The organism is Pseudonocardia lacus, assembly GCF_018531445.1.
Taxonomy (GTDB): domain Bacteria; phylum Actinomycetota; class Actinomycetes; order Mycobacteriales; family Pseudonocardiaceae; genus Pseudonocardia; species Pseudonocardia lacus.
The window spans coordinates 20,712-45,268 of sequence record NZ_JAHDTH010000024.1 but is presented as its reverse complement, the minus strand read 5'-3'; the positions used below and the strand labels follow the sequence as shown (position 1 = coordinate 45,268).

Annotated in this window: 23 protein-coding genes; 14 read left to right on the top strand and 9 right to left on the bottom strand. The window is 75.6% G+C overall.

Annotation, left to right across the window (positions count from 1 at the left end):
* Positions 1 to 57: 57 nt before the first annotated feature.
* A complete protein-coding gene (locus KIK08_RS07905) occupies positions 58 to 1,110 on the bottom strand; it encodes an NAD(P)H-dependent flavin oxidoreductase (protein ID WP_214402352.1) in 1,053 nt (350 codons plus the stop codon).
* A gap of 18 nt (positions 1,111 to 1,128) precedes the next feature.
* Positions 1,129 to 1,692, bottom strand: a complete 564-nt coding sequence (locus tag KIK08_RS07900; protein WP_214402351.1) for a TetR/AcrR family transcriptional regulator — start codon at positions 1,690 to 1,692, stop codon at positions 1,129 to 1,131.
* 99 nt (positions 1,693 to 1,791) lie between these two features.
* Here KIK08_RS07900 and KIK08_RS07895 point away from each other — a divergent pair, with 99 nt between their 5' ends.
* From KIK08_RS07895 to KIK08_RS07885, 3 genes are all read left to right on the top strand, one after another.
* Positions 1,792 to 2,217 (top strand): organic hydroperoxide resistance protein, encoded by a 426-nt coding sequence (locus KIK08_RS07895; RefSeq protein WP_308257485.1) that lies wholly within the window; start codon positions 1,792 to 1,794, stop codon positions 2,215 to 2,217.
* Between the two features lie 113 nt (positions 2,218 to 2,330).
* Positions 2,331 to 3,794: an amidohydrolase family protein gene (locus tag KIK08_RS07890; protein ID WP_308257482.1), complete on the top strand. Its 1,464-nt coding sequence runs from the start codon at positions 2,331 to 2,333 to the stop codon at positions 3,792 to 3,794.
* A gap of 129 nt (positions 3,795 to 3,923) precedes the next feature.
* Entirely contained in the window at positions 3,924 to 4,229 is a 306-nt protein-coding gene (locus tag KIK08_RS07885; protein WP_214402349.1) for a hypothetical protein, read from the top strand.
* A gap of 73 nt (positions 4,230 to 4,302) precedes the next feature.
* On the opposite strand, the gene KIK08_RS07880 is transcribed toward KIK08_RS07885, so the two are convergent.
* From KIK08_RS07880 to KIK08_RS07870, 3 genes are all read right to left on the bottom strand, one after another.
* Entirely contained in the window at positions 4,303 to 5,220 is a 918-nt protein-coding gene (locus tag KIK08_RS07880; RefSeq protein ID WP_214402348.1) for a hypothetical protein, read from the bottom strand.
* A gap of 142 nt (positions 5,221 to 5,362) precedes the next feature.
* Entirely contained in the window at positions 5,363 to 5,692 is a 330-nt protein-coding gene (locus tag KIK08_RS07875) for an antibiotic biosynthesis monooxygenase (protein ID WP_214402347.1), read from the bottom strand.
* Positions 5,689 to 6,585 (bottom strand): haloalkane dehalogenase, encoded by an 897-nt coding sequence (locus KIK08_RS07870; RefSeq protein ID WP_214402346.1) that lies wholly within the window; start codon positions 6,583 to 6,585, stop codon positions 5,689 to 5,691. Before KIK08_RS07870 ends, KIK08_RS07875 begins: the two co-directional genes overlap by 4 nt.
* Before the next feature lie 24 nt (positions 6,586 to 6,609).
* On the opposite strand from KIK08_RS07870, the gene KIK08_RS39660 reads away from it, so the two are divergent.
* Complete coding sequence (locus KIK08_RS39660) at positions 6,610 to 7,089, top strand: MarR family winged helix-turn-helix transcriptional regulator (RefSeq protein ID WP_308257481.1); 480 nt, start codon at positions 6,610 to 6,612, stop codon at positions 7,087 to 7,089.
* A gap of 24 nt (positions 7,090 to 7,113) precedes the next feature.
* On the opposite strand, the gene KIK08_RS07860 is transcribed toward KIK08_RS39660, so the two are convergent.
* The 3 genes from KIK08_RS07860 to KIK08_RS07850 form a co-directional block, all read right to left on the bottom strand.
* The gene (locus KIK08_RS07860; protein ID WP_214402345.1) at positions 7,114 to 8,856 is read right to left on the bottom strand and encodes a hydrogenase maturation protein; all 1,743 of its coding nucleotides are present in this window, start codon (positions 8,854 to 8,856) and stop codon (positions 7,114 to 7,116) included.
* Positions 8,857 to 9,055: 199 nt separating this feature from the next.
* On the bottom strand, positions 9,056 to 10,405 hold the full coding sequence (locus tag KIK08_RS07855; protein ID WP_214402344.1) for an NtaA/DmoA family FMN-dependent monooxygenase: 1,350 nt from the start codon (positions 10,403 to 10,405) through the stop codon (positions 9,056 to 9,058).
* Between the two features lie 10 nt (positions 10,406 to 10,415).
* Positions 10,416 to 11,609: an LLM class flavin-dependent oxidoreductase gene (locus tag KIK08_RS07850; RefSeq protein ID WP_214402343.1), complete on the bottom strand. Its 1,194-nt coding sequence runs from the start codon at positions 11,607 to 11,609 to the stop codon at positions 10,416 to 10,418.
* A gap of 404 nt (positions 11,610 to 12,013) precedes the next feature.
* On the opposite strand from KIK08_RS07850, the gene KIK08_RS07845 reads away from it, so the two are divergent.
* Entirely contained in the window at positions 12,014 to 12,802 is a 789-nt protein-coding gene (locus KIK08_RS07845) for a DUF1684 domain-containing protein (protein ID WP_214402342.1), read from the top strand.
* A 50-nt stretch (positions 12,803 to 12,852) separates the two neighbouring features.
* Here the strand turns inward: KIK08_RS07845 and KIK08_RS41605 are convergent, their stop codons facing one another.
* Positions 12,853 to 14,169 (bottom strand): YibE/F family protein, encoded by a 1,317-nt coding sequence (locus KIK08_RS41605; protein ID WP_214402341.1) that lies wholly within the window; start codon positions 14,167 to 14,169, stop codon positions 12,853 to 12,855.
* A 113-nt stretch (positions 14,170 to 14,282) separates the two neighbouring features.
* Here KIK08_RS41605 and KIK08_RS07835 point away from each other — a divergent pair, with 113 nt between their 5' ends.
* The 9 genes from KIK08_RS07835 to KIK08_RS07795 all read left to right on the top strand — a co-directional run bounded on the left by KIK08_RS07835 (position 14,283) and on the right by KIK08_RS07795 (position 24,554).
* The gene (locus tag KIK08_RS07835) at positions 14,283 to 16,211 is read left to right on the top strand and encodes an acetoacetate--CoA ligase (protein ID WP_214402369.1); all 1,929 of its coding nucleotides are present in this window, start codon (positions 14,283 to 14,285) and stop codon (positions 16,209 to 16,211) included.
* A 77-nt stretch (positions 16,212 to 16,288) separates the two neighbouring features.
* The gene (locus KIK08_RS07830) at positions 16,289 to 16,933 is read left to right on the top strand and encodes a hypothetical protein (protein WP_214402340.1); all 645 of its coding nucleotides are present in this window, start codon (positions 16,289 to 16,291) and stop codon (positions 16,931 to 16,933) included.
* 126 nt (positions 16,934 to 17,059) lie between these two features.
* Positions 17,060 to 17,386 carry an ArsR/SmtB family transcription factor gene (locus KIK08_RS07825; protein WP_214402339.1) on the top strand — a complete coding sequence of 109 codons (327 nt, stop codon included), beginning with the start codon at positions 17,060 to 17,062 and terminating at the stop codon, positions 17,384 to 17,386.
* A 25-nt stretch (positions 17,387 to 17,411) separates the two neighbouring features.
* Positions 17,412 to 17,897 (top strand): NADH-quinone oxidoreductase subunit B family protein, encoded by a 486-nt coding sequence (locus KIK08_RS07820; protein ID WP_214402338.1) that lies wholly within the window; start codon positions 17,412 to 17,414, stop codon positions 17,895 to 17,897.
* Positions 17,894 to 19,909 carry a proton-conducting transporter transmembrane domain-containing protein gene (locus KIK08_RS07815; RefSeq protein ID WP_214402337.1) on the top strand — a complete coding sequence of 672 codons (2,016 nt, stop codon included), beginning with the start codon at positions 17,894 to 17,896 and terminating at the stop codon, positions 19,907 to 19,909. Before KIK08_RS07820 ends, KIK08_RS07815 begins: the two co-directional genes overlap by 4 nt.
* A complete protein-coding gene (locus tag KIK08_RS07810) occupies positions 19,906 to 20,853 on the top strand; it encodes a respiratory chain complex I subunit 1 family protein (RefSeq protein ID WP_214402336.1) in 948 nt (315 codons plus the stop codon). Before KIK08_RS07815 ends, KIK08_RS07810 begins: the two co-directional genes overlap by 4 nt.
* A 10-nt stretch (positions 20,854 to 20,863) precedes the next feature.
* Positions 20,864 to 21,526, top strand: a complete 663-nt coding sequence (locus KIK08_RS07805; protein ID WP_214402335.1) for a hypothetical protein — start codon at positions 20,864 to 20,866, stop codon at positions 21,524 to 21,526.
* Positions 21,526 to 23,016, top strand: a complete 1,491-nt coding sequence (locus KIK08_RS07800) for a proton-conducting transporter transmembrane domain-containing protein (protein WP_214402334.1) — start codon at positions 21,526 to 21,528, stop codon at positions 23,014 to 23,016. Before KIK08_RS07805 ends, KIK08_RS07800 begins: the two co-directional genes overlap by 1 nt.
* Complete coding sequence (locus tag KIK08_RS07795; RefSeq protein ID WP_214402333.1) at positions 23,013 to 24,554, top strand: hydrogenase large subunit; 1,542 nt, start codon at positions 23,013 to 23,015, stop codon at positions 24,552 to 24,554. The genes KIK08_RS07800 and KIK08_RS07795 overlap by 4 nt, the downstream gene beginning before the upstream one ends.
* The last annotated feature ends 3 nt before the right edge of the window (positions 24,555 to 24,557 follow it).

Sequence of the window (24,557 nt, the reverse complement as noted above, 5' to 3'; positions counted from 1 at the left end):
GTCGGATCACTTCGGGGTCGTCGCCGACCTGCGCTACTGACGGCTGAGGCCAGCGGCTCAGGCCAGCAGCGCCTGCGCCTCCCGCCACATCCGCGCCACGATCTCGCCCGCGGCCTCCGAGGTGGCCAGCGCGGCGCTCTGCCCGGACCAGAAGTTGACCGGGTCGAGCCCGGCGGGCTCCCCGGCCCGCCACCGCCCGACGAGGCGGCGCTGGTCGGGGTAGGGGGCGGTGGGTGGCGCGTCGGGTGCCGCCCACGCCCGCACGTACGGCGTCGGCGCGGCGCGGCCCAGCCGTCCCGAGTAGGCGCGGGTGGCCACGGTGTCCTCGGGCGCCAGGCCGTCCAGCGCCGCCGCCCAGGCCGGCGCCACGGCCGCCTCCGGGGTGCGCAGCAGGGCGGTGCCGACCTGCACCGCGCTCGCGCCCAGCGCCAGCGCCGCCGCGACCCCGCGCCCGTCGGCGATCCCGCCCGCCGCGACCACCGGCACCCGCAGCGCGTCGGCGAAGCGGGGCAGCAGCGCGAACAGCCCCACGGTGGTGGCCTCGGCGGCGGCCGGGTCGAAGGTGCCCCGGTGCCCTCCGGCCTCCATGCCCTGGGCGACGACCGCGTCCGCGCCGGCCTCCTGGGCGGCGAGCGCGTCGTCGAGGGTGGTGGCGCAGGCGAACCAGGCGATGCCGCGCTCGTGCAGCGCGCGGACGTAGTCGGGCCCGAACAGGCCCATGATCGAGGACACGACCGTCGGGCGCGCCTCCAGCATCGCCGCGCACTGCTCGGCGAACACGGGTCCGGGCGGCGCGGGCGGCCCGGGACGGCCGAAGCGGGACAGGAACTCCTCGGCCGCCGCGACGCGCTCCGGCTCGTCGACGGGCGGGTCGGGGATCCAGATGTTGAGCTGCAGCGGGCCGTCCGTGCCGGCCCGGTAGGCCGCGACCCATTCCGCGATGCGCCGCGGCGGGTCGAGCACGACCCCGTTGGCGCCCATGCCGCCCGCCTCGGCGACGGCCACGGCGAGGGCCGGCGGGCACGCGCCGGCCATCGGGGCCTCCAGGACGGGTGCGCGCAGTCCGTAGCGGCGGCAGAACTCGGCGGCGCGCTCGCGCGGGCTGGTCACCCCCCGATCATGGAGCGGTCAGCCGGCCTCGTCCAGGATCGCGTCGAGCCCGCGCAGCAGGGTGGCCCGGGCGACCTCGGGGTCGGCGAGGTAGCCGGCGACCATCGCGCCGTCGCGCAGCATCATCAGGTGCGCCGCGGCGCCGTCGGGGTCGGGGTGCCCGGCGGCGGCCAGGTCGGTGGCGAACAGGGCGCTGAGCCATCCGCGGTGCGCGGCGACCGCGCGGTGCACGGGGCTGTCGGGGTCGGCGAACTCGGCGGCGGCGTTGATGAACGAGCAGCCGCGGAAGCCGGGGGAGCAGAGGGTCTCGGTCATGGCGCCCACCGTGCGCCGCAGCCGGGCCGCGCCGGCCTCCTCGCCCGCCGCGTCGCGCACGGCGTCGTGCACGACGCCGAGGTAGGCGACCACGAGGTCGTCCTTGCCGGGGAAGTGCCGGTAGAAGGTGGCCCGGGTGACCCCGGCCTCCTCGACCACCCGGTCGACGCCGACGGCGCGGATGCCTTCGGCGTAGAACAGCGCCGACGCGGTGCGCAGCAGGCGTTCGCGGGCCTCGGACACCCGGCGCCCGGTGGTGGTGGACATGGGACCAGCGTAACAGGGAGAACGTTCGGTCTTGCGGATTCGGGCGTGTCGTGCCAGGCTCGGTGGCAGAAAGAGACCGAACGTTCTACCTATGGAGTCATCATGAAGGTCCTCTACACCGCCGCCGCCATGTCCACCGGCGACGCCCGCAACGGGCACGTCCGCTCGTCCGACGGCCTGATCGACCTCGACCTGACCACCCCGAAGGAGATGGGTGGCGCGGGCGGGGCCAGCAACCCCGAGCAGCTCTTCGCCGCCGGCTACGCGGCCTGCTTCCACTCCGCGCTCAAGGTCGTGGCCCGCCGGCGCAAGCTCGAGCTCACCGACTCCGCCGTCTCGGCCGAGGTGGGCATCGGCCCGAACGACGCCGGCGGGTTCGGCCTGACCGTGGCGCTGCACGCCGAGATCCCGGGCGTGGACCAGGCCACCGCCCAGGAGCTCGTCGAGGCCGCCCACCAGGTCTGCCCGTACTCCAACGCGACCCGCGGCAACATCGACGTCACGATCGACGCCGCCGTCGCCTGACCCACCGCGCGCGGACGCCGGTGTCGCGCCCGACCTACCCGAGCCTGCGCGGCCCACGACCGGCCATGATGATCCGGGCGGGCGGGACGGCAGTGCGGACGACGGGAGCACCGGTGGCGGAGTACCCCCTGGTCCTGGCCGGTGGCCGGGTCATCGACCCGGACAGTGGCCTGGACGCGGTCGCCGACGTGGCGATCGACGGCGACGTGGTCGTCGACATCGCCACCGGCCCGCTGGCCGGCGCCGAGCGGATCGACGTCTCCGGGCTGGTGGTCTGCCCCGGGTTCGTCGACCTGCACAGCCACGGCCAGGCGATCCCCGAGCAGCGGCTGCAGGCCCTCGACGGCGTCACCACCGCCCTCGAACTGGAGGCCGGCACGCTGCCGGTGGCCGCCGCGTACGCCGCGGCCGCCGCGCAGGGCCGGCCGATCAACTACGGCTACGCCACGTCCTGGGCGCTGGCCCGGATGGTCGAGCTGGCCGGGGTGCCGGTCGGCGGGGGAACGGCCAGCGTGCTGCGCAACCTGGGCGACCCCCGCTGGCAGGCGCCGGCCTCGCCGGCCCAGCGCGCCGCCGTGCTCGCCCGGCTGCGCGCCGACCTGGAGGCCGGGGCGCTGGGGATCGGCGTGCTGGCCGGCTACGCGCCCGGCACCGACCCCGGCGAGTACCTGGCCGTGGCCGCGCTGGCCGCCGAGGCCGCCACACCCACCTTCACCCACGCCCGTCCGCTGGTGGAGGTCGACCCGACGCTGCCGGTCGACGGGGCCGAGGAGATCGTGCGCGCGGCCGGCGAGACCGGCGCGGCCATGCACTACTGCCACGTCAACAGCACGTCCACCCGCCACGTCGACCGGGTGCTGGGCCTCGTGGAGCGGGTGCGTGCCCAGGGCTCGACGGTGACCACCGAGGCCTATCCCTACGGCGCCGGGTCGACCGCGATCGGCGCGGCCTTCCTGGCCCCGGACCGCCTCGCCGCCCAGGGCCTGCGCCCCGACTCGCTCACCTACGTCCGCACCGGCGAGCGGATCGCCGACGCCCGCGAGCTCGACCGGCTGCGCGCCGACGACCCGGGCGGCCTGGTGCTCGTGCACTTCCTCGACGAGGACGAGCCGGCCGACGTGGCGTTCCTGCGCCGCGCGCTGCTGTTCGAGGGCGCCAGCGTCGCCAGCGACGCCATGCCGCTGACCTGGACCGGCCCGGCCCCCGACCCGCTGGCCTGGCCGCTGCCGCCCGGGGCGGTCGGGCACCCGCGCGGCGCCGGCACGTTCAGCAGGGCGCTGCGGATGCTCACCGACGCCGGGCTCGGCCTGCCCGAGGCCATCGCGCGCTGCACGGCGGTGCCCGCGCGCGTACTGCGCCCGGCCGTGCCCGCGATGGCCGGCAAGGGCCGCATCGGCGCCGGCAGCGACGCCGACGTCGTGGTCCTCGACCCGGAGCGGCTCGCCGACCGCGCCACCTACGCCCGCGGGACGCTGCCCTCGGAGGGGATCGTGCACGTGCTGGTCAACGGCACGGCCGTCGTGCGCGACGGGCGACTCGTGCTCGACGCGCTGCCCGGCCGAGCGGTCCGGCGATGATCCGTCCCCACTTTTGCGGAAAACCTGACCGTCCGGTTAGCGGCGGGGAGGGTGATCGCGAGGTGACGGGTGTCCGGATCCCGCCGGGACGCGAGGTCGCCGGCCGGACGCGCACCCGAGGAGCCCGCGATGTCGATGCAGACCATCGGTGACGACCTGGTCCCGCCGTCGTGGCGCCCGGGCGCGGTGGCCGCCCTGGTGGCCGAGCTGCGGGCGCGCCTGCGCTCCGTGCGCTGGCAGCTGATGGACGCGGTCGGCACCGACGTCGAGAAGACCATGCTGCGCTTCGAGCTCGACCAGTTGGAGCACGCGCTGGGCAGCGACAGCCCGGCCGCGGGCACCGCGTTCGGCTGGCGCCGCGTGCGCGAGCTGGTCCGCGACCGGGTGCCGGCCGCGGCCCCGATCACCGGCCTGGTGCACGAGCTGTTCGGCTGACCCGCGCCCCCACCGCTCGCGGCATTCGTCGGCGGCGTGAGGCCGGTCGGTGTGCGTGGGGCCGCCGGCCGGGTCAGCCGCGCTGCCGCACGATCACGAGAGCGGTTGCGCCGACCGCGATGACCAGCGCCCCGGCGGCGGCCAGGGTCACCGCATCCGGGGCCGCGAGCGGCTGGCCGCGCAGGGCCTGCCAGGTCAGCAGGGCCAGCAGGGCGAGGTAGGTGCCGCCGGCCAGGCGGACCAGGGGGCGCCGGGCGGGCCCGGCCAGCCGCCGCTCGGGCAGCGCGATCAGTAGCGCGGCCAGCAGCGGCAGCACCTGCACCGCGTGCATCCCGACGAAGTGCGCGACCCGCAGGTCGCCGCCGGTGGTGCTCCAGCCGAACAGCGGCAGGCCCGGACCGCCGTCGGCCACCGCGACGGCGTGCCCGCCGTTGACCGACATCACGACGCCCACCAGCATCCCGAGCAGCGCGACCACCAGGCCGAGGCGGATCGAGGCGGTCAGCGCCGGGTCGAGCCGGGGCCGGCCCAGCACCCCGATGGCCAGCCACACGGTGGCCAGCCAGATGAACGCCACGGTCATCCCCATGACCGAGAACAGCGTGGCGTCGAGGTCGGTGTCGGAGTTGAAGTGGCTGCGCACGCCGCGCACCGCCTGCCCGAAGATGATCACCAGTTCCACCGCGGCGCCCGCCGCGACGGCCCACCCGAGCACCGCGCCGGTCCGGCGCCCGCCGTCGACCAGCGAGAGCATCCAGGACAGCGCGAGCCCGTAGAGGCCGAAGGACAGCGCGAACTTCAGCGGCTTCGCCCACAGCGGGGCGCCGAGCAGCACGCGGTCGTCGACCACGAGCCCCGTGGTGGCCACGACGGCGAGCACCGCCGAGAACACGGCGAGCCAGAACAGGCCCGGGTGCCCGTGGCGGGCCCCGGCGAGGACGGAGGCGCCCGAGGGCGCACGATGGGCGGGCCCGGCGGTGAGCTGCGACATGCCGACGAGCATGGGACCGGCGATGATCGTCCCCCAGCGGGTCAGCCCCTGGCCGGGGGTAGGGATCCCCCTACTCCGGGTTCGCCGTCACGTCCCCGTCCCCGCCGCGCGGCCGACCCGCGGGACGCCGCGCCCCGGCCGCTCACCGCCAGGGGCGTACCCGGTAGACCCCCGCGTCGGCGGCGACCCCGAGCCGGGCGATCGTGCGGATCGGGGAGAACCCGGCGGCCTCCTGCGCCCGCTGCGCCTCCCGCCGGGCCGCGGCGAACGCCGCGTCGTCCGCCCATTCGACCACCGTGAGCAGGGGGGTGGAGCCGTCGCCCGGCTGCCCTTCCAGCAGCAGGTTCTGCCCGCAGCCGGGCAGCCCGCCCAGCATGTCGTGGGTGACGCGCAGGCCGTCGAGGAACTCGTCGACCGCGGCGTCGGGCACCTCGAACCGGGCGATGCGCAAGACCGCGCCGATCTCGTTCACCGCGCCACCAGCCGGTGCCGGGCCACCCACGCGTCGATCGCGGCGGCGATCTCCGCGGGCCGGTCCTCCGGCGCGACGTGCCCGGCGACCCCGCCGTCGACGACGTCGAGGCCGGCGATGTTGGCCCGGCACCACTCGACGGCCCGCGGGCCGACCATCAGCGTGGGGTGCCCGGAGAAGGTGAGCAGCAGCTTGGGCACGTCGGGGCTGGTGGCCAGCCACTTGTCGTAGGCCTCGACCCGGGCGTGCACGTCGGGCGGGTCGCCGTCCACCGGCATCGACCGGGCCCAGGCCAGCAGTGGCCGGCGGCTGCGCGGTGTGGGGTAGGGCTCGGCGTAGACGGCGAGGTCCGCTGCGCTCAGCTCGGTGATCGTGGTGCGGGGCAGCGCGACGGTGATGAACTCGTTGTCCTCCAGCACCATCCGCTCGCCGGTGCCCGGCTCGCGCAGCGCCTGGAACCGCGCGCGTCCGCCCTCGGGCAGGTCGGACCAGCTCATCGGGCGCAGCACGGTCTCGAAGAACGCGACCCCGCTGACCCGCCCGGGGAGCCGGGCGGCGCGGTCGAGGGCCAGCGCGCCGCCCCAGTCGTGCCCGACCAGCACCGCCCGGTCGATCCCGAGCGCGTCGAACCACGCGTCGAGGTAGCGCGCGTGGTCGTCGAAGCGGTAGCCGGAGTCGGGCTTGCCCGAGCGGCCCATGCCGATCAGGTCGGGGGCCAGCAGCCGGGCCGGTGGGTCGTCGGGCAGGCGGTCGGCCAGGTCGTCGAGGACCCGGCGCCACACGTGGGACGAGCCGGGGTTGCCGTGCAGGAAGACGATCGGGGACCCGGAGCCCCGGTCGGTGTAGGAGATCGTCGAGTCGAGCACGTCGACGGCGTGGGTGGAGCCGGGCATCGCGGCCTCCGGTAGATTGGACAGGTGCCTGACGACAACGACCGTAGCACAGAAAGACAGGCTCCTGTCGATATCCCGGACGCCCTGGGTCTGCTGCTGCGCCTGCTGCACCAGCACTGGGGCGAGGACGTCGGCGAGGCGCTGCGCGAGGCCGGCCTCGACGGCATCCGCGCCCCGCACGCCAACGTCTTCCCGTTCGTGCCGCCCGGCGGCATCGCGGTCAGCGAGCTGGCCCGGGCGGCGAACATGCGCAAGCAGTCCATGGCCGAGGCCGTCGACCAGCTCGAACGCGCCGGTTACGTCGAGCGCCGCCCCGACCCGCACGACCGCAGGGCGCGGCTGGTCTCGCTGACCGAGCGGGGGGAGGCGGTGCGCTCGGTCGCCGTCGCCGCCGGGCACCGCGTCGAGCAGCGCTGGACCGAGCTGACCGGCCCGGCCGAGATCGCCGCGCTGCGCACCACCCTGCAGCGCCTGCTGTCCCGGCTCCGGGCCCGCCAGGACTGATGCCCGCCCGGCCCGGGCGTCCCGTCAGGCCGGGACCAGGGTGGGCAGCAGGTGGGCGCGGGAGACCGCGGTCGGCTGGCCCGAGGGCCGCTTGGTGACGAACGCGTGGCGCAGCTCGTCGAAGCCGTTGCGGTTCTCGAAGATGTCCAGGCTCATCGCGGCCAGCTCGTGGTGGCGGTAGGCGGCCAGCGGGCGGTGGCGCTCGTCGGCCTCACGGCGCCGGACCTTGTCGGCGAGCAGCCGGACCCGGTCGCTGCCGCAGGCCAGCTCGACGGCCCGGTGCAGCGCCGCGGCCGCGAACTCGGTGCACGTGCCCGGCAGCACCTCGTCGACCAGTCCGATCCCCACGGCCTCCGCCGGGCCGACCGGCAGGCACTGCTCGGTGAGGCGGGTGGCGACCGCGGCGCCCACCCGGCGCGGCAGCGTGTAGGTCCAGTACTCCGAGCCGTAGAGCCCCATGCTCTTGTAGTGCGGGTTGAGCACCACCGACTCGCGGGCCAGCACGAGGTCGGCGCCCAGGGCGAGCATCACCCCGCCGGCCCCGGCGTTGCCGCTGATCGCCGCGACCACGAGCTGGCGGGTGCAGTCCAGGACCGCGGCGCAGGCGTCGTCGATGGCGTTGATGTTGCGCCAGGCCTCCGGGGCGGGGCGCGAGCTCGCCTCGATCGTGTTGAGGTGGATGCCGTTGGAGAAGAAGCCGCCACCCTGCACCAGCAGCACCTCGGTGTCCTGGCCGGCCGCGTAGCGCAGGGCGGCGGTCAGGCGCTCGCACTGGGCCGTGGACATGGCGCCGTTGTGGAAGTCGAAGCTCACCACCCCGACCGGGCCGACGCGGTCGTAGCCGATCTCGCGGTAGCCCGACCAGCTCGACTGGCCGGGCCGGCCGGGGAACGGCTCGTGGCGGCGCGGCAGCTGCGCGACCCGGGCTCCGAGCGCCACCGAGGCCGGCAGCTTCACCCGTGTCCCGTTGCCCGCGCCGCGCACCCGGACGTGCCCGATCCACAGCGCGCCGTCGCCGGTGTGCACGAGCACGGCGCCGTTCTGGCACAGCGAGATCTCGCCCGGACGCGCCCGCGGCGCGGCGCCGTAGTACGGGTCGGGGTGGGCGTCGTACACCGAGACGTCCAGGCCCGCCAGCGTGGTGCGCACGCCGGGGAAGCCGTCGGCGGCCCGGATGCGGCGCAGGATCTCGGCGGTGGGCTCGTCCCAGGAGAACGCCCGGTCGGCCTGGGTCATCAGCGGGCGGGCCCGACCGCGCACGGACCCGGGGCTGTGGTCGGCCAGCGGCAGCGGGACGAACAGCGGGTCGGACGCCTTCTCGACGACCTCGCGGGCGAGCGAGGCCGCGGCGTCGGTGACCGCGCCGCCGTAGAGGGTGCTCTTGCGGGGCGGGTCGGCGGTGTCGACCCGGAACGTCCGGGTGCCCCAGACCGGCCCGCCGTCCATCTCGTCGATCGCCGAGAGCGCGGTGACGCCCCACTCGCCCACGCCGTCGGTGATGGCCCAGTCCAGCGAGGACGGGCCCCGGTCGCCGATCGGGCCGGGGTGGATGATCACCGTCGGGTGCTGGCGCCACACGTCGTCGGGCACGCGCTCCTTGAGGAACGGGCACAGCACCAGCTCGGGGCGGGTGCGGGCGACGGCGTCGCGGACGGCGTCGTCGGAGTCGGCGGTCTGCACGACCACGTGGTGGCCGTTGCGGCGCAGCTCGGTCCAGACCCGCTGGCTGAGACCGTTGAAGGCCGAGCAGAGCAGCAGGATGCGCACGGTTCTCCGATCCGGCCGGGGCCCGGCGAACCAGGTTCACCCCGCCCCGATCCCCGTCGCTGTCGCCGGGCCTGTGGGGGGCGGCTCGACGTGGGGAGCAGCAGACACTGGTCGGATCGTCGCACGCGCTCCGTCCGTTATCGCCGGACGCGCAATCCGTTCGTCCCAGTCCCGCTGCTCTTCCTCGGTGACGGTCGCACTACGCTCCGTGCGCGGGCAGGCCGAGGTGCTCCCGCAGCGTGGTGCCCTCGTACTCGGTGCGGAACACCCCGCGCTCCTGCAGCAGCGGGACGACGGTGTCGGCGAACTCGTCGAGCCCGCCGGGGGTGATGTGCGGGACGAGGATGAACCCGTCGCTGGCGCCGGCCTGCACGAACTCGTCGAGCGCCGTCGCCACCGCGGACGGCGTCCCGATGAACGACTGCCGCCCGGTCACCTGGATGATCAGCTCGCGGATCGACAGGTTCTTCGCCTCGGCCAGCTCCCGCCACTGCCTCGCCGTGGCGATCGGGTCGCGGTACATGCGCACGCTGGCCCGGCCGCGGGCGATGTGGCTGTCGCCGACGTGGGGGTCCTCGGCCGGCAGCGGGCCGTCCGGGTCGTGGGACGACAGGTCGCGGTTCCACAGCTGTTCCAGGAACTTGATCGCGGTCTGCCCGCTGACCTGCTGGTGGCGGATGAGGTCGGCCTTCTCCTGGGCGTCGGCGTCGGTGTCGCCGAGCACGAAGGTGGCCGCCGGGAGGATCTTGAGCGAGTCCGGGGTGCGGCCGTGGCGGGCCAGCCTGCCCTTGACGTCGGCGTAGAACTCCCGGCCGGCCTCCAGGGTGCCGTGCCGGGTGAAGATGGCGTCGGCGCTGGCCGCGGCGAACTCGCGGCCCTCGTCGGAGTCGCCGGCCTGGAAGATCACCGGGCGGCCCTGCGGGCTGCGCGGCACCGCGAAGCGGCCCTCGATGTCGAACTGGGTGGAGTGCACGGCGAAGCGGCCGGCGTCGGGGACGCGCAGGAACCGCCCGGACTCCTGGTCGGCGACGATCTCGTCGCCCGACCACGAGTCGAACAGCACGCCGGTCGCGGCCAGGAACTCCCGGGCCCGCACGTAGCGCTGGTCCTGGGGCAGGAAGCCGCCGCGGCGGAAGTTCTCCCCGGTGAACTCGTCCCACGAGGTCACCACGTTCCACGCCGCGCGCCCGCCGGAGAGGTGGTCGAGCGTGGCGAACTGCCGGGCCACCTCGTAGGGCTCGTTGAACGTCGAGTTGATCGTGCCGGCCAGCCCGAGCCGGTCGGTCACCGCGGCCAGCGCGGCGAGCACGGTGAACGTGTCCGGTCGCCCGACGACGTCCAGGTCGTAGATCAGGCCGTTCTGCTCGCGCAGGCGCAGGCCCTCGGCCAGGAACAGGAAGTCGAACTTGGCCCGCTCCGCGGTCCGGGCCAGGTGCACGAAGGAGGAGAAGTCGATGTGGCTGCCGGCGGCCGGGTCGCTCCACACGGTGGTGTTGTTGACCCCGGGGAAGTGCGCGGCCAGGTGGATCTGCTTGCGCGGGCTGGTCATGTCGGTCCCCTCAGGCGGTCGCGTAGCGGTTGGCCGGGCGGGCGAGTCCGAACCGCTCGCGCAGCGTCGACTCCTGGTACGCCGTGCGGAACGCGCCGCGGCGCTGCAGCTCGGGCACCAGCGCGCGGGTGATCAGCGGCAGGTCGTGGGCGTTGCCGGCGGGGCGCAGCCGCACCCCGGCCAGCCCGGCCGCGTGCCAGTCCTGCACCAGGTCGGCGAGCCCGGCGGGGGTCCCGGTGAACACGAGCGCGTCGGTGCGCAGCTCGGCGCCGGCGAGCTCGTCGAGGCGGGCCTTGCGCGCGGCCGCGGCGTCGGCGTCGTCGTCGAGGAAGACCAGGACGTCGCCGAGCACGGGCAGCGGCTCGTCGGCCCGGCCGCCCGCGGCCTGCTCGGCGCGGATCTCGGCGAGGATCGCGGCCAGGTGGTCGCCGTCCTGCGGGGTGACGAAGCCGAGGTCGGTGGAGCGCGCCACGAGCCGGTAGGGCACGGTCTGGTGGGCCAGCGCGGTGACCAGCGGCTGGCCCTGCGGCGGGCGCGGGGTGATCGAGGGCCCGCGCACCGAGAAGTGCTCGCCGACGAAGTCGATGTAGTGCAGCTTGGCGCGGTCGACGAAGCGGCCGGTGGCCGCGTCGCGGATCTCGGCGTCGTCCTCCCAGCTGTCCCACAGCCTGCGCACGACCTCGACGTAGTCCCCGGCCTCGGCGAACAGCTCGGTGAGGCCGGTGTCGTCCCGGCCGGTGGGGTCGACGCGGGCGGCGTCGCGGCGGCCGAACAGCGCGGCCTCGTCGGGCCGCGCGGACACCCGCACCCGCACCCCGGCGCGCCCGGTGCTGACGTAGTCGAGCGTGGCGATCGCCTTGGAGGCGTGGAACGGCTCGGTGTGGGTGACCTGCACGGTCGGCACGATGCCGATGTGGCTGGTCAGCGGGGCGACCCTGGCCGCGACCAGCACCGAGTCCAGCCGGCCGCGGACCTGGTCGGTGCGGTCGTCGGGGCGGAACGGGTGGTCGGACTGCAGGGCCATCGCGTCCTCGAAGGTGACCAGGTCGAGCAGGCCCCGCTCGGCCTCCTGCACCAGCTCGGTCCAGTACTTCGCGGACAGCAGCTCGGCGGGCCGGGCGCCCGGTTCGCGCCAGGACGCCGGGTGCCAGCCGGTGCCGTCCAGGGCGAGGGCCAGGTGGGGGGTGGGGTCGGGGCTCGGCATGCTGACGCTCCTGGTCGGCCGGTGGCGGGTGGCGGCGTGCGGGGGCGCGTGCTCGACGGGGCCCGTGGCGGACGCACGGGTCCGCACGGCGACCGGGCGAGGCGGCCCGGGGTCAGCGGCGACAGTGCCCGGGGGGCGAGCCGAAGCCGTCCAGCCAGCGCCGGCCCACGAGCACGCGGGCGTGCAGGGCGCGGCGACGACCAGGCATCTCGAACCTCTCCGGTGGACCAGCCCGTCCACAGTAACCAGCGCCCGCGGCGGGCAGCCACGGTCGCGCGCGGAATCGGTGCCGTGAAGCACGGCACAGCGACCAGCGGAATATCCGGGAATGCCCCGCGGAGTCGGGGTGTCGCAGTGGGGGACCGGACGCAGGGCGATCGCGGAGGTGCGCGCGGATGACTCGGATGACGGCGACCGAGACCCGGCTGGCGCGGGACTGGCTGGACTGGCACGAGCGGCGCGAGGAGGAGCTGCGCGCCCCGCACGGCTGGCTCAGCCTGACCGCGCTGCACTGGCTCGGCCCGGACGCGGCCGCCTTCCCCGACGTGCCGGGGCGCTGGCGCGCCACCGGCGACGGCGGTGTCGAGCTGACCGCCGACGGCGAGGTGTCGGTGGACGGCGAGCCGGTCCGCGGCACGGTGCGTCTGGAGCCGGTCGACGGCCTGCCCGGCGTGCTGGTGGCGGCGGGGGAGCGGCGCATCGAGGTCGTGCGCCGCACCGACGGGTACGCGCTGCGCGTGCGCGACCCGCAGGCCCCCACCCGCACCACCTTCGACGGCGTGCCGGCCTTCCCGGTCGACGCCGCGTGGGTCGTCGAGGGGCGGTTCGAGCCCTACCCCGAGCCGCGGCGGATCACCGTCGGGGCGGTGGTGGACGGGCTGTCGCACTTCCCGACCGCGCTCGGCGTGGTGCGCTTCGCCGTGGGCGGCGCCGAGCAGGAGCTGCTCGCTCTGACCGGCAAGGGCGCCGGCCTGCGGCTGCACTTCCGCGACGCCACCTCCGGCACGAGCACCTACGGCGGCGGGCGCACGCTGGTCGTCGACGAGCCCGACGCGCGGGGCCGGGTGCGCATCGACTTCAACCGCACCGTCAACCTGCCCTGCGCGTTCACCGCCTACGCGACCTGCCCGCTGCCGCCGGCGGAGAACCGGCTCACGGTCGCCCTCGAAGCGGGCGAGTGCCTCCCCGCCTGACCGCCGCCGCCGTCGAGAACGAACTTACGGTGATCGTTCGGGCTTGTTGATCACGACAGCTTCGTTCTCGACGGGAGTGCCCGGGGTGGGCGCAGCGTGCCCCGGGTCGCCACCGCGACGGCCAGCGCGGTCGTCACCGGCACCGAGACCACCAGTCCGATGCTGCCGACCAGCGTGCGCACCACCTCCGTGGCGATGACCTGCGTGGTCAGGGTGTCGCCCAGGCCCCGCTCCGCCACCGAGAACAGCAGCAGCAGCGGCAGCGCGGTGCCCGCGTAGGCCAGCACCAGCGTGTTGACCGCGGAGGCGAGGTGGTCGCGGCCGATGCGCATCGCCGAGCGGAACAGCGCCGCCGCGGGCAGCCGCGGGTCGGCCGCGCGCAGCTCCCAGACCGCGGTCGTCTGGGTGACCGTGACGTCGTCGAGGGCGCCGAGGGCGCCGATCACCAGCCCGGCCAGCACCAGCCCGCGCCCGTCCACCTCGGTGCCCAGGGTGGCCGCCAGGCTCGCGGTGTCCTCGTCGACGCCGGTCAGGTGGGCGAGCTCGGCGAAGGTGATGCCCAGCAGCGCGATCAGCACCAGCCCCACGAGCGTGCCGAGCACCGCCGTTGACGTGCGCGCGGACATCCCATGGGTGAGGTAGAGCGCCCCGAACATGATCGCGCAGCAGCCGACCACCGCGACCAGCAGTGCGTTGCGCCCGGCCAGCACCGCGGGCAGCACGAACCCGACCAGCACGACGACGGTCAGTCCCAGCCCGGCCAGCGCGGCCAGCCCGCGCATCCGGCCCAGCGCGACCACGGCCACCACGAACACCGCGGCCAGCGCCAGCAGCGGCACCTCCCGCTGCAGGTCGACCACGACGTAGGCGGCCGGGTCGGCGGGGTCGCCGCCGGCCGCGGTGAGCACCACGTCGTCGCCCGCCCCGAACGGCGCCCGCCCGCCCGGCGCCGAGATCAGCACCTCGATCGTGCGTCCGGCCAGCGGCCCCTCGGCCAGCTGCACGCCCAGCGCCAGGCAGCCCGGCGGGCCGGCGTCCGGACCGGCCTCCTCGTCGCAGGCCCGCTCGGCGGCGGCGCTGACGTGCCCGTCGATCCGGGGACCCGCGGACTCGGCGTCGACGGCGGGGGCGGCGGCCGGGTACAGCAGCACCAGCCCGACCAGCGTGGCCAGCACGCACGGCGTCAGCAGCACCCACAGCAGCGTGCGCACCCGCCGGTCGGCCCGCGGCGGCGGGCCGTGGCCGTGGCCGTGCTGGTGGCCGTGCTGCTGGCCGGGCGGAGAGGGGGGCTCGTGCCGGTGCCCGGGCTCCGCGGCGCGGCGGTGGCGCGCGCCGGACGAACGGGACGATCTGTCGCGGGGGAGCACGCGGGCAATTGTGGCCGCCGGTGTGGCGTCGGTCGGCGCAGAGGGCGGATCGCGGGTCGGGCGGGTTACCGTCCGCTGACGACCATGGCTGGAGGGCACCGTTGGCCGACATCATGCGCCGCCCCGACGACGACGTCCTGGACACCACGTCGATGGGCCGCTTCGTCCGCTGGCTCGACGCCGAGCGGGGCCTGCGCTTCGACGACTACGACGCCCTCTGGCGCTGGTCGGTCGACGACGTGGAGGGCTTCTGGGCCGCCGTGTGGGACCACTACGGCGTGCGCGGCACCTACGACGCCGTGCTCGGCTCCCGGGAGATGCCCGGCGCGCAGTGGTTCCCCGGCGCCCGGCTCAACTACGCCGAGCACATGTTCGGCCTGCCCGAGGACGCCGACCGCGTCGCCGTGATGGCCCGCTCGCAGACCCGCGACCCGTTCGAGCTGACCTTCGGGGAGCTGGCCGAGCAGGTCGCCAGGGCTCGGGCCGGTCTGCGCGCGCTCGGCGTGGGCCGCGGCGACCGGGTGGTCGGCTACCTGCCCAACATCCCCGAGGCGCTGGTCGCGTTCCTGGCCTGCGCCTCGCTCGGCGCCGTCTGGGCGTCCTGCGCCCCGGAGTTCGGCGCCCGCAGCGTCGTCGACCGGTTCGCCCAGATCGAGCCCACCGTGCTGCTGGCGGTCAGCGGGTACGCCTACGGCGCCAAGAGCATCGACAAGTCCGACGACGTCGCCACGATCCGGGCCGGGCTGCCCACCGTGCGCCGGGTCGTCGACGTGCCCTACGGCGAGCGGGCGCTGCCCGACGCGCTGGGCTGGGCCGAGCTGCTCGCCGACCACGAGCCGCTCGCGTTCGAGCCGGTGCCCTTCGACCACCCGCTCTACGTGCTCTTCTCCTCCGGCACCACGGGCCTGCCCAAGGCCATCGTGCACGGCCACGGCGGCATCCTGCTCGAGCACCTCAAGAGCGCGGCCCTGCAGCTGGACCTCGGCCCGGGCGACACGTTCCTCTGGTTCACCACCACCGCGTGGACGATGTGGAACATCCTGGTCTCCGGGCTGCTGCGGCGCGCGGCGGTCGTCGTCGTGGACGGCAACTTCCTGCACCCGGACCTGCTGGCGCAATGGCGGACCGCGGCCGAGACCGGGGCCACGCTGATGGGCACCAGCCCGGCCTACCTGATGGCCTGCCGCAAGGCCGGCGTCGACCCGACCGCGGAGCTGGACCTGTCGCGGCTGCGGATGCTGGGCGTCACCGGCTCGCCGCTGCCGCCGGAGGGCTTCGACTGGGTCGACGGGCTCTTCGGGCGCCGGGTCCTGGTCAACTCGATGAGCGGGGGCACCGACGTGTGCTCCGGGTTCGTCGCGGGCAACGTCTGGCTGCCGGTCTACCGCGGCGAGCTGTCCGGGCCGTGCCTCGGCGTCGACGTCACCGCGTTCGACGCCGACGGGAACGAGGTCGTCGGGCAGTTGGGCGAGCTGGTGATCCGCCAGCCGATGCCGTCGATGCCGGTGCGGTTCTGGAACGACCCCGGCGACCAGCGGTACCGGTCGTCGTACTTCGAGACCTACCCCGGTGTCTGGCGCCACGGCGACTGGGTGACCATGTCCGAGCGGCGCAGCTTCGTCATCTCCGGGCGGTCCGACGCCACCCTCAACCGCGGCGGCGTGCGGCTGGGCACCGCGGAGTTCTACTCGGTCGTCGAGGACGTCCCCGAGGTGGCCGACAGCCTCGTCGTGCACCTGGAGGACGCCGCGGGCGGCGGCCCCGGGCGGCTGCTGCTGTTCGTGGCCCTGCGCGACGGCGCCGACCTCGACGACGCGCTGCGCGCCCGCATCGCCGGGGCGTTGCGCCGCGAGCTGTCGCCGCGCCACGTGCCCGACGAGATCGTGGTCGTGCCGGCGGTGCCGCGCACGCTGACCGGGAAGAAACTGGAGACCCCGATCAAGCGCATCCTGCGCGGCACCCCGCCGGCCGAGGTGATCAGCCCGGACGCGGTCAGCGACTTCGCCGCGGTGACCGCCTTCGCCCGCCTCGCCGACCGCTGAGGGAGAGGCATAGGGTCGCAGTTGCAGAGTTTCATAAGCGTTCACGAGTCATGGGATGCATCGGTCGTGACGGAGCGGTGTCCCGGTGGCGGCAGCACGTCGAGGAGGCCGACATGCACGCGCGGGTCAACATCATTTTCGGGGACCGGGACCGGGTCGAGGACGGTGTCGCCCGCCTGGAGGACGTCGACCGGACCGCGGTGGAGGTGGCGGCGGGCAACCGCGGCCTGGTCACCATGGTCGACCGGGCGGCCGGGGTGATCGTGGCGGTGTCCTACTGGGACGAGCCGACGCACTCCTCGGACGCCGCCCTGACCAGGGCCCGGGACTCCGCGGCCGCGGCGGCGGGCGGCGACCTGGTGGTGGAGGGCTACGAGGTCGCGTTCCGCGAGGGCGCCCCGGTCGCCGACCCGGGTGCCGCGGTGCGGCTGGCCCGGATGCGGGTCGACCCGTCCCAGGTGGATGCGGCGCTGGCGTTCCTGCGCGAGGCGCTGCCGCGGCTGCGCTCCCGCGCCGGGTTCGCCGGCGCCGAGGTGCTGGTCGACCGGGGCGTGGGCGCCGGGCTGCTGGTCACCGTCTGGGCCACCGACGACGACGCCGAGGGCGCCGCCGCGGTGCTGGAGCGCCTGCGCGACGACGCGGCGCGGCGGGCCGGGGCGGTGTTCCCGGGGACCGAGGCGTACACCCTGGTCCGGGCCCGGGTGCCGGCCGCCGCCGGCTGATCGGGCGGGCCCCGCGCGGGTCCGTGTCTTCAACGATTGCTAAAGTCTGCAATTGGTAGAACTTGCAATCGTTGGTGTGCGTGCGATGGGACGGGGTGGCGGTGGCGCGGGGACCGGGAGGCTGGCGTGAGCAGGCCGCTGTACCAGGCGAAGGCGGAGCTCTTCAAGACCCTGGGCCACCCGGTGCGCATCCGCGTGCTGGAGCTGCTCAGCGTGCGCGAGCACGCGGTCTCGGGGCTGCTCGCCGAGATCGGGGTCGAGCCGGCGAGCCTGTCGCAGCAGTTGGCGGTGCTGCGCCGGGCCGGCCTGGTGGCCACCCGCAAGGAGGGGTCGGCGGTGCACTACTCGCTGACCAGCCCACAGGTCTCCGAGCTGATGCGGGTGGCCCGGTCGATCCTGACCGGGGTGCTGTCCGAGCAGATCGAGCTGCTGGACGACCTGCGCGCGCCCTGACCGCCCCCGGCGCACGGCGCCTGCCGTGCTGAAGCTGTGGCGCACGATCCGCCGGATCGGCCGGGTCGCCGAGCCTGCCCCACCGGCGCCGGCCGAGCTGCGCCCGGCTCTGGCGCCGCGGCCGGCCGGCTCGATCCAGGTCCGGCACGTCGACGCCGGCTCGTGCAACGGGTGCGAGGTGGAGATCGGGTCGGCGTTCGGGCCGGTATACGACGCCGAGCGGTACGGGGCCCGGCTGGTGGCCTCGCCACGGCACGCCGACGCGCTGCTGGTCACCGGTCCGGTGACGCGCAACATGGCCGAGCCGCTGCGCCGGACCCACGACGCCGTCCCGGAGCCGGGCCTGGTCGTCGCGGTGGGCGACTGCGCGCGCAACTGCGGGGTGTTCGCGCAGGCGTACGGCGTGGTCGGCGCGGTCGGCGACGTCGTACCGGTCGATCTGGAGGTGCCGGGCTGCCCACCGCGTCCGGAGGTGATCGTCGAGGCGCTGCGGACGCTGACCGGCCGATGAGCGTCGTCGGAGCCGCCCTCGCCGCCACCGGCGCGTCCTGCGCCGGTGGCGTCCTGGCCGCGCTCGCCGTCCCGCGCGCCCGCCGGGCGCTCGTCGTCGGGATGCTGACCTGCGTCGCCGGTGCGTGCGCCACCGTGGCGGGCGCCGCGGCGATGCTCGGGCACACCTGGGCGGCCGAGCTGCCCGGGCTGCTGCCGCTGTCCGGTGTCGTGCTGGGCGTGGACGCCCTGGGCGGCGTGTTCGTGGCGGTCGGCGGGGCGGTCGCGGTGGCGGTGGCGCTGTACGGCATCGGCTACTCCCGGCACGGCCTGGACGGGCGCGCCGTGCAGGCGATGGTCCCGGTGTTCGTCGGGTCGCTGCTGCTGGTGCCGATCGCGGCCGATGTCACCACGCTGCTGGTGGCCTGGGAGCTGATGGCGCTGACCTCGCTGCTGCTGGTCGTCGCAGAGCACCGCCGCCGCGCCGCGGTGGCCTCGGCGGGGCGCTGGTACGCGGTGATGACCCACCTGGGCTTCGTCGCGATCCTGATCGGGCTGCTGGTGCTGGCCGCGCCCGCCGCGGACGGATCCTTCGCCGCGGTGCGCGCCGCGGCCGGCGCCCTGCCGCCCGTGGCGGCCGGCGCGGTGTTCGTGCTGTGCCTGGTGGGCTTCGGGTCCAAGGCCGGGATCGTGCCGCTGCACGCGTGGTTGCCGCGGGCGCACCCGGAGGCGCCCAGCCCCGTCTCGGCGCTGATGTCGGCGGCGATGGTGAACCTGGGGGTGTACGGGATCGTCCGGGTCGGGCTGGACCTGATGGGCGGCGGGACCCGCTGGTGGTGGCTGCTGGTGATGGCGCTGGGCGCCGTCTCGGCGGTGTACGGGATCCTGCAGGCGGTGGTCAGCTCCGACCTGAAGCGGCTGCTGGCCTACTCCACCACCGAGAACATGGGCCTGGTGCTGGTCGGCGTCGGGGCCTGCGGGCTGTTCGCGGCGACCGGGAACCCGGTGCTGGCCGCGCTCGCGCTGACCGCGGCGCTGCTGCACCTGCTCGGCCACGCCGCGTTCAAGACGCTGCTGTTCCTCGGCGCGGGCTCGGTGCTGCACGCGACCGGTACCCGCGACCTGGACGAGCTGGGCGGGCTGCGGGCCGGGATGCCGGTGACCACCGCGGCGTTCGGGCTCGGCGCGCTGGCCGCGTCCACGCTGCCACCGGGCACGGCGTTCGTCGGCGAGTGGCTGCTGCTGCAGTCACTGGTCCACGGGCTGCCCGCGCCGGGGGTGGCCACCTCGATCGTGCTGCCCGTCGCGGTCGCCGCGGTCGCGCTCACCGCGGGCCTGGCGGTGGCGACGTTCGTCAAGGCGTTCGGGGTGGGGTTCCTGGCCCGCCCGCGCAGCGACGCCGCCGCGGCGGCCCGGGAGAGCCCGCCGACGATGCTGGCCGGGATGGCGCTGGCCGGGGTGGCCTGCGTCGTGCTGGCCGTCGCGCCCACGGTCGTGCTGCCGGTGCTGGCCACGGTGGCCGGCGACCTGCTCGCCGTCGCGCCCCCGGTGTCCGGAGCGGTCACCGTCGAGCTCGCCGGGGTCACCGGGGCGCTGTCCCCGCTGCTGCTCGCCACCGCGCTTGCGCTGGCCGCCGCTCTGGTGGTGGTGCTGCCGCGGCTGCTGGTGGCCCGCCGGGCCCGGCGGGCGGCGCGGCTGTGGGACTGCGGCGCCGGCCCGCTGTCCGCGCGGATGGAGTACACCGCGACCTCGTTCGCCGAGCCGCTGCAGCGGGTCTTCGACGACGTGCTGCAGCCGGTGCAGGACATCGACGTCACCCACCACCGGGAGTCGGCGTACCTGGTGCAGTCGGTGGCCTATCGGCGCCTGGTGCCCGACCGGGTGGAGCGGCGGCTCTACACGCCCGTGCTGGCCGCGGCCGCGGCCTGGGGGCGGGTCGGGCGGCGGCTGGGCACCGGCAGCGTGCACCGCTACCTGGGCTACGGCTTCGTCGGCCTGTGCGGGCTGCTGGTCCTGCTGGTGCTGACCCGATGACCGCGCTCGGGGTGCTGGGCGGCGCGCTGCAGGCCGTGCTGGTCGTCGTCGGGTCGCCGCTGCTGGTGGGCCTGATGCGGCAGGTCAGGGCGCGCATGGAGGGCCGGGCCGGGGCCGGGGTCGGGCAGCCGTGGCGGGACCTGCGCAAGCTGCTGGGCAAGCAGCCGATCACGCCCCGCGGCACCAGCGAGTTGTTCCGGGTGGCCCCGGTGCTGCTGGTGGCGATGACCCTGGTCGTCGCGGTGGTCGCGCCGTTCGTCAGCACCGCGTCGGCGCTGCCCCCGGTGGCCGACCTGATCGTGGTGGTGGCGCTGCTCGCGCACGGCACCGTGGTGCTCGCGCTCGCCGGCCTCGACACCGGCACCGCGTTCGGCGGGATGGGGGCCAGCCGGGAGACGACCATCCTGGCCCTGGTCGAGCCGACCGCGCTGATGGCGATCTTCGCGCTGTCCGTGCCCGTGGGGTCGACCGCCCTGCCGGCGATCGTCGGGTCCGGCCTGCAGGACCCGGCGCGGGTGCTGTCGCCGGCGAGCCTGCTGGCCGCGGTCGCGCTGCTGCTGGTCGTGGTGGCCGAGACCGGGCGGCTGCCGGTGGACAACCCGTCCACGCACCTGGAGCTGACCATGGTGCACGAGGCGATGGTGCTCGAGTACGCCGGTCCGGACCTGGCCCTGGTCGAGCTCGGCTCGGCGATGCGGCTGTCGGTGTACCTGGGGCTGCTGGCGAACCTGTTCCTGCCGTGGGGCATCGCCACCGAGGCCGGGGTGCTCGCGCTGGCGCTCGGGGTGCTCGCGCTGGTGGTCAAGGTGGCCGTGCTCGGTGCTGCGCTGGCCTTCGCCGAGGTGTTCCTGGCCAAGGTGCGGCTGTTCCGGGTGCCGGAGCTGCTGGCCGGGTCGTTCCTGCTCGCCCTGCTCGCCGTGACCGCGGCCTACTTCCCGGCGTGAGGGGGACCCGATGACCGCCGCCCTGTACCACCAACTGCTCGACCTCACCGCCGGGGCACTGCTGCTCACCGCGGTGCTGGTGGTGTGGCGCCGCGACCTGGCCATGATCATCCGGATCTTCGCGGTGCAGGGCGTGGCGCTGGCCGCGCTGGTCGGGGTCCTCGCGGCGCACGAGGGGTCGGTCGAGCTGGCCGTGGTCGCGCTCGGCGTGCTGGTGCTGCGCGCCGGCGTGCTGCCCGCCCTGCTGCGCCGGGCACTGGCCGCCGCCGGGGACGACCGGCGGGAGACCCGCCCGCTGGTGAACGTGGCGGCCTCGCTGCTGGCGGCGGCGGCGCTCACGCTGCTGGCGCTGGCCGTGTCGGCGCCGATCGTGGAGCTGGCGCCGTCGCCGACGACCCGGGCGGCCCCGATCGGCGTCGCGGTCGTGCTGATCGGGTTCTTCGTGCTGGTCACCCGCCGCCGCGCGCTCTCCCAGCTGGTCGGGTTCCTGCTGATGGACAACGGGATCACCGCGGTCGGCTTCCTGGTCACGTCCGGGATCGGGCTGGTCGTCGAGGTGGGGGTGGCGCTGGACGTGCTGCTGGTGGTGCTGGTGCTGGGCATCCTCACCGGCCGGATGCGCGAGGTGTTCGGCGGGACCGACCTCGACGAGCTGCGGGAGTTGCACGACTGATGGTCACCCTGCTCGCGTTCGCGCCGATCCTGGTGCCCGCCCTGGGTGCGGTGGTGCACCTGCTGCTCGGGTGGCGGCGCGCCACGACGTGGGTCGGCACCGGCAGCGCCGCGCTGGTGGCCGTGGCCGCCGTGCTGCTGGCCGGGCAGGCGGTGCGGGCGGGCGACGGGGTCGTCGTCGCCGGGTTCCTGCTGGTCGACCCGCTCAGCGCCTACATGCTCGTGGTCATCGGTGCGGTCGCCGTGCTCGCCGCCCTGGCCACGCCCGCCCACCTGGCCGCCGAGATCGCCGCGGGGCGGGCGGACGAGCGTTCCGCGGCCCGGCACGTCGTGCTGGTGCAGGCGTTCCTGGCCGCGATGGCGCTGGCCGTGCTGGCCGCCGACCTCGGCGTGCTGTGGGTCGCCGTGGAGGCCACCACGATCGTCACCGCGTTCCTGGTCGGCCAGCGCCGCACCCGGACCGCGGTGGAGGCGGCGTGGAAGTACGTGGTGATCTGCTCGGCCGGGATCGCGCTGGCCCTGCTGGGGATCGTGCTGCTGAACTTCGCGGCCCTGCACACCGGGACCGGCGCCGGCCTGGGCTGGGTCGAGCTCACCGCGGCGGCCGGCCGGCTCGACCCCGGCGTGACCCGGATCGCGGTCGTGCTGCTGGTCCTCGGGTTCGGCGCCAAGGCGGGCCTGGCCCCGCTGCACGCCTGGCTGCCCGACGCGCACAGCCAGGCCCCGGCCCCGGTGTCGGCGCTGATGTCGGGCGTGCTGCTGTCGGTCGCCTTCTACGCCATCCTGCGGATCAAGGTCGTCTCCGACCTCGCGCTCGGCCCCGGGTTCGCCCGCGGGCTGCTGCTCGCCGCCGCGCTCGCCTCGCTGGCCGTGGCCGCGTCCCTGCTGCTGCACCAGCGCGACCACAAGCGGATGCTGGCCTACTCCAGCATCGAGCACATGGGCCTGCTCGCCCTCGGCGCGGCCGTCGGCGGGGTGGCGGCCACCGCTGCCGTCCTGCTGCACGTGCTCGGGCACGGCCTGGTCAAGAGCGCGCTGTTCCTCGGCGCCGGCCGGCTGCTGCAGACCACCGGGACCAGCCGGATCGACGGGGTGCGCGGCCTGGCCACCGACCAGCCGCTGCTGGCCGGGTGCCTGGCCGCGGGGATGCTGGCGCTGGTCGGGTTCCCGCCGTTCAGCCTGTTCGCCAGCGAGCTGGGCATCGCCAGGGCCGGGTTCGGCAGCGGGGTGGCGGTCGTCGGCTGGGCGACCGCGCTGGCGCTGGTGCTGGTGGTCGTCATCGCCGCGGCGCTGGTCAACCACACCAGCCGGATGCTGCTCGGCGACCCCCCCGACGCCCCCGGGACCGCGACGGCCCCGCCACGGCTGCCGCGCAGCACCGCGACCGCGCTGGTCGCCGGCCCGGTGGCGGCCGCGGCGCTGGGCCTCACCGCGGGCCCGCTGGCCCCGCTGCTCACCGCGGCGGCCCGGACCGTTGGCGGTGCGCCGTGACCGACCCGCACCCGCCGACCCCCCACGACCGGGAGGTCGTGGATGCCGACGCGCTGCCCGACCGGGCCGCCGCGCTGCTGGCCGCCGGCCACCGCGTCGCCCTGGTCGCCGGCCACGACGACCGCGCCACCGGCGCGGGCCTGCGCGCGGTCTACCTGTTCACCCGCGCCGCGGCGGTCGAGGCCCCCGAATCCCGGGTGGAGCTGCACGTCCGGCTCGACCCCGAGCGCCCGCGGGTGCCCAGCCTGGCCGGCCTGTCGTTCCCGGCCGGCCGGTTCGAGCGCGAGATGCGCGACCTGTTCGGCATCGTGCCCGTGGACCACCCGCTGCCGCGCCGCCTGGTCCGGCACTTCCACTGGCCGCGGCACTGGTACCCGATGCTGTCCGACGCCGGCCCGCCGCCGCGCTTCGGCGACGTCGACGGCCCCTACCCGTTCCGGACGGTGGAGGGTCCCGGGGTGTACGAGATCCCGGTCGGCCCGGTGCACGCCGGCCTGATCGAACCGGGCCACTTCCGGTTCTCGGTGGTCGGGGAGACGGTGCTCAACCTCAAGGCGCGGCTGTGGTTCGTGCACCGCGGGGTGGAGAAGCTCTTCCAGGGCCGCACCCCCGCCGAGGGCGTCGAACTGGCCGAGCGGATCAGCGGGGACACCTCGGTCGGGCACACGGTGGCCTACTGCCGCGCCGTCGAGGACGCCCTCGGGACGCCGGTCACCGCCGACGTCGCCCGCCGCCGCGCGGTCCTGCTGGAGCTCGAACGGCTCTACAACCACGTCACCGACATCGGTGCGCTGTGCAACGACGTCGCCCACGGCATCCGCAACGCCCACGCCCAGCGCCTGCGCGAGCGGCTGCTGCGGATCAACGACCGGGTCACCGGCCACCGGTTGCTGCGCGGGGCGATCCGCCCCGGCGCGGCGGTGCTGCGCGCCCTGCCCGACCCCGTCGAGCTGGCCGGCATCGCCGCGGACGCGGCCGGGATCGTCGCCGGGGCGCTGGGGCACAGCGTGGTGCGCGACCGCTTCGCCGGCACCGGGGTGCTCACCGCGACCCAGGCCGGCGACATCGGCGTGCTCGGCTACGTCGCCCGGGCCAGCGGCGTCGCGTGCGACGCCCGCCACGACCACCCGTGGACGGTCGCTCCACCGCCCGCGCACCGCGACCACACCGGCGGTGACGTGCTGGCCCGCTTCGTGGTGCGGGCCGAGGAGATCGCCGAGTCGGTCGGCCTGATCGGCACGCTGGTCGCGGACCTGGACGGCGACCCCGCAGGCGACCCCGCCGGCGACCCGACCGGCCCGACGATGCCCACTCCGGCCGCGCAAGCGTCCGGAGTGGGCATCGTCGAGGGCTGGCGCGGGACCGTCGTGCACCGGGTCGAGCTGGGCGCGGACGGCCGGGTGAGCCGGGTGAAGGTGGTCGACCCGAGCTTCCTGAACTGGCCGGCACTGCCGGTCGCCATGGCCGACACCATCGTCCCGGACTTCCCGCTGGTCAACAAGAGCTTCAACCTCTCCTACGCCGGCAACGACCTCTAGCTC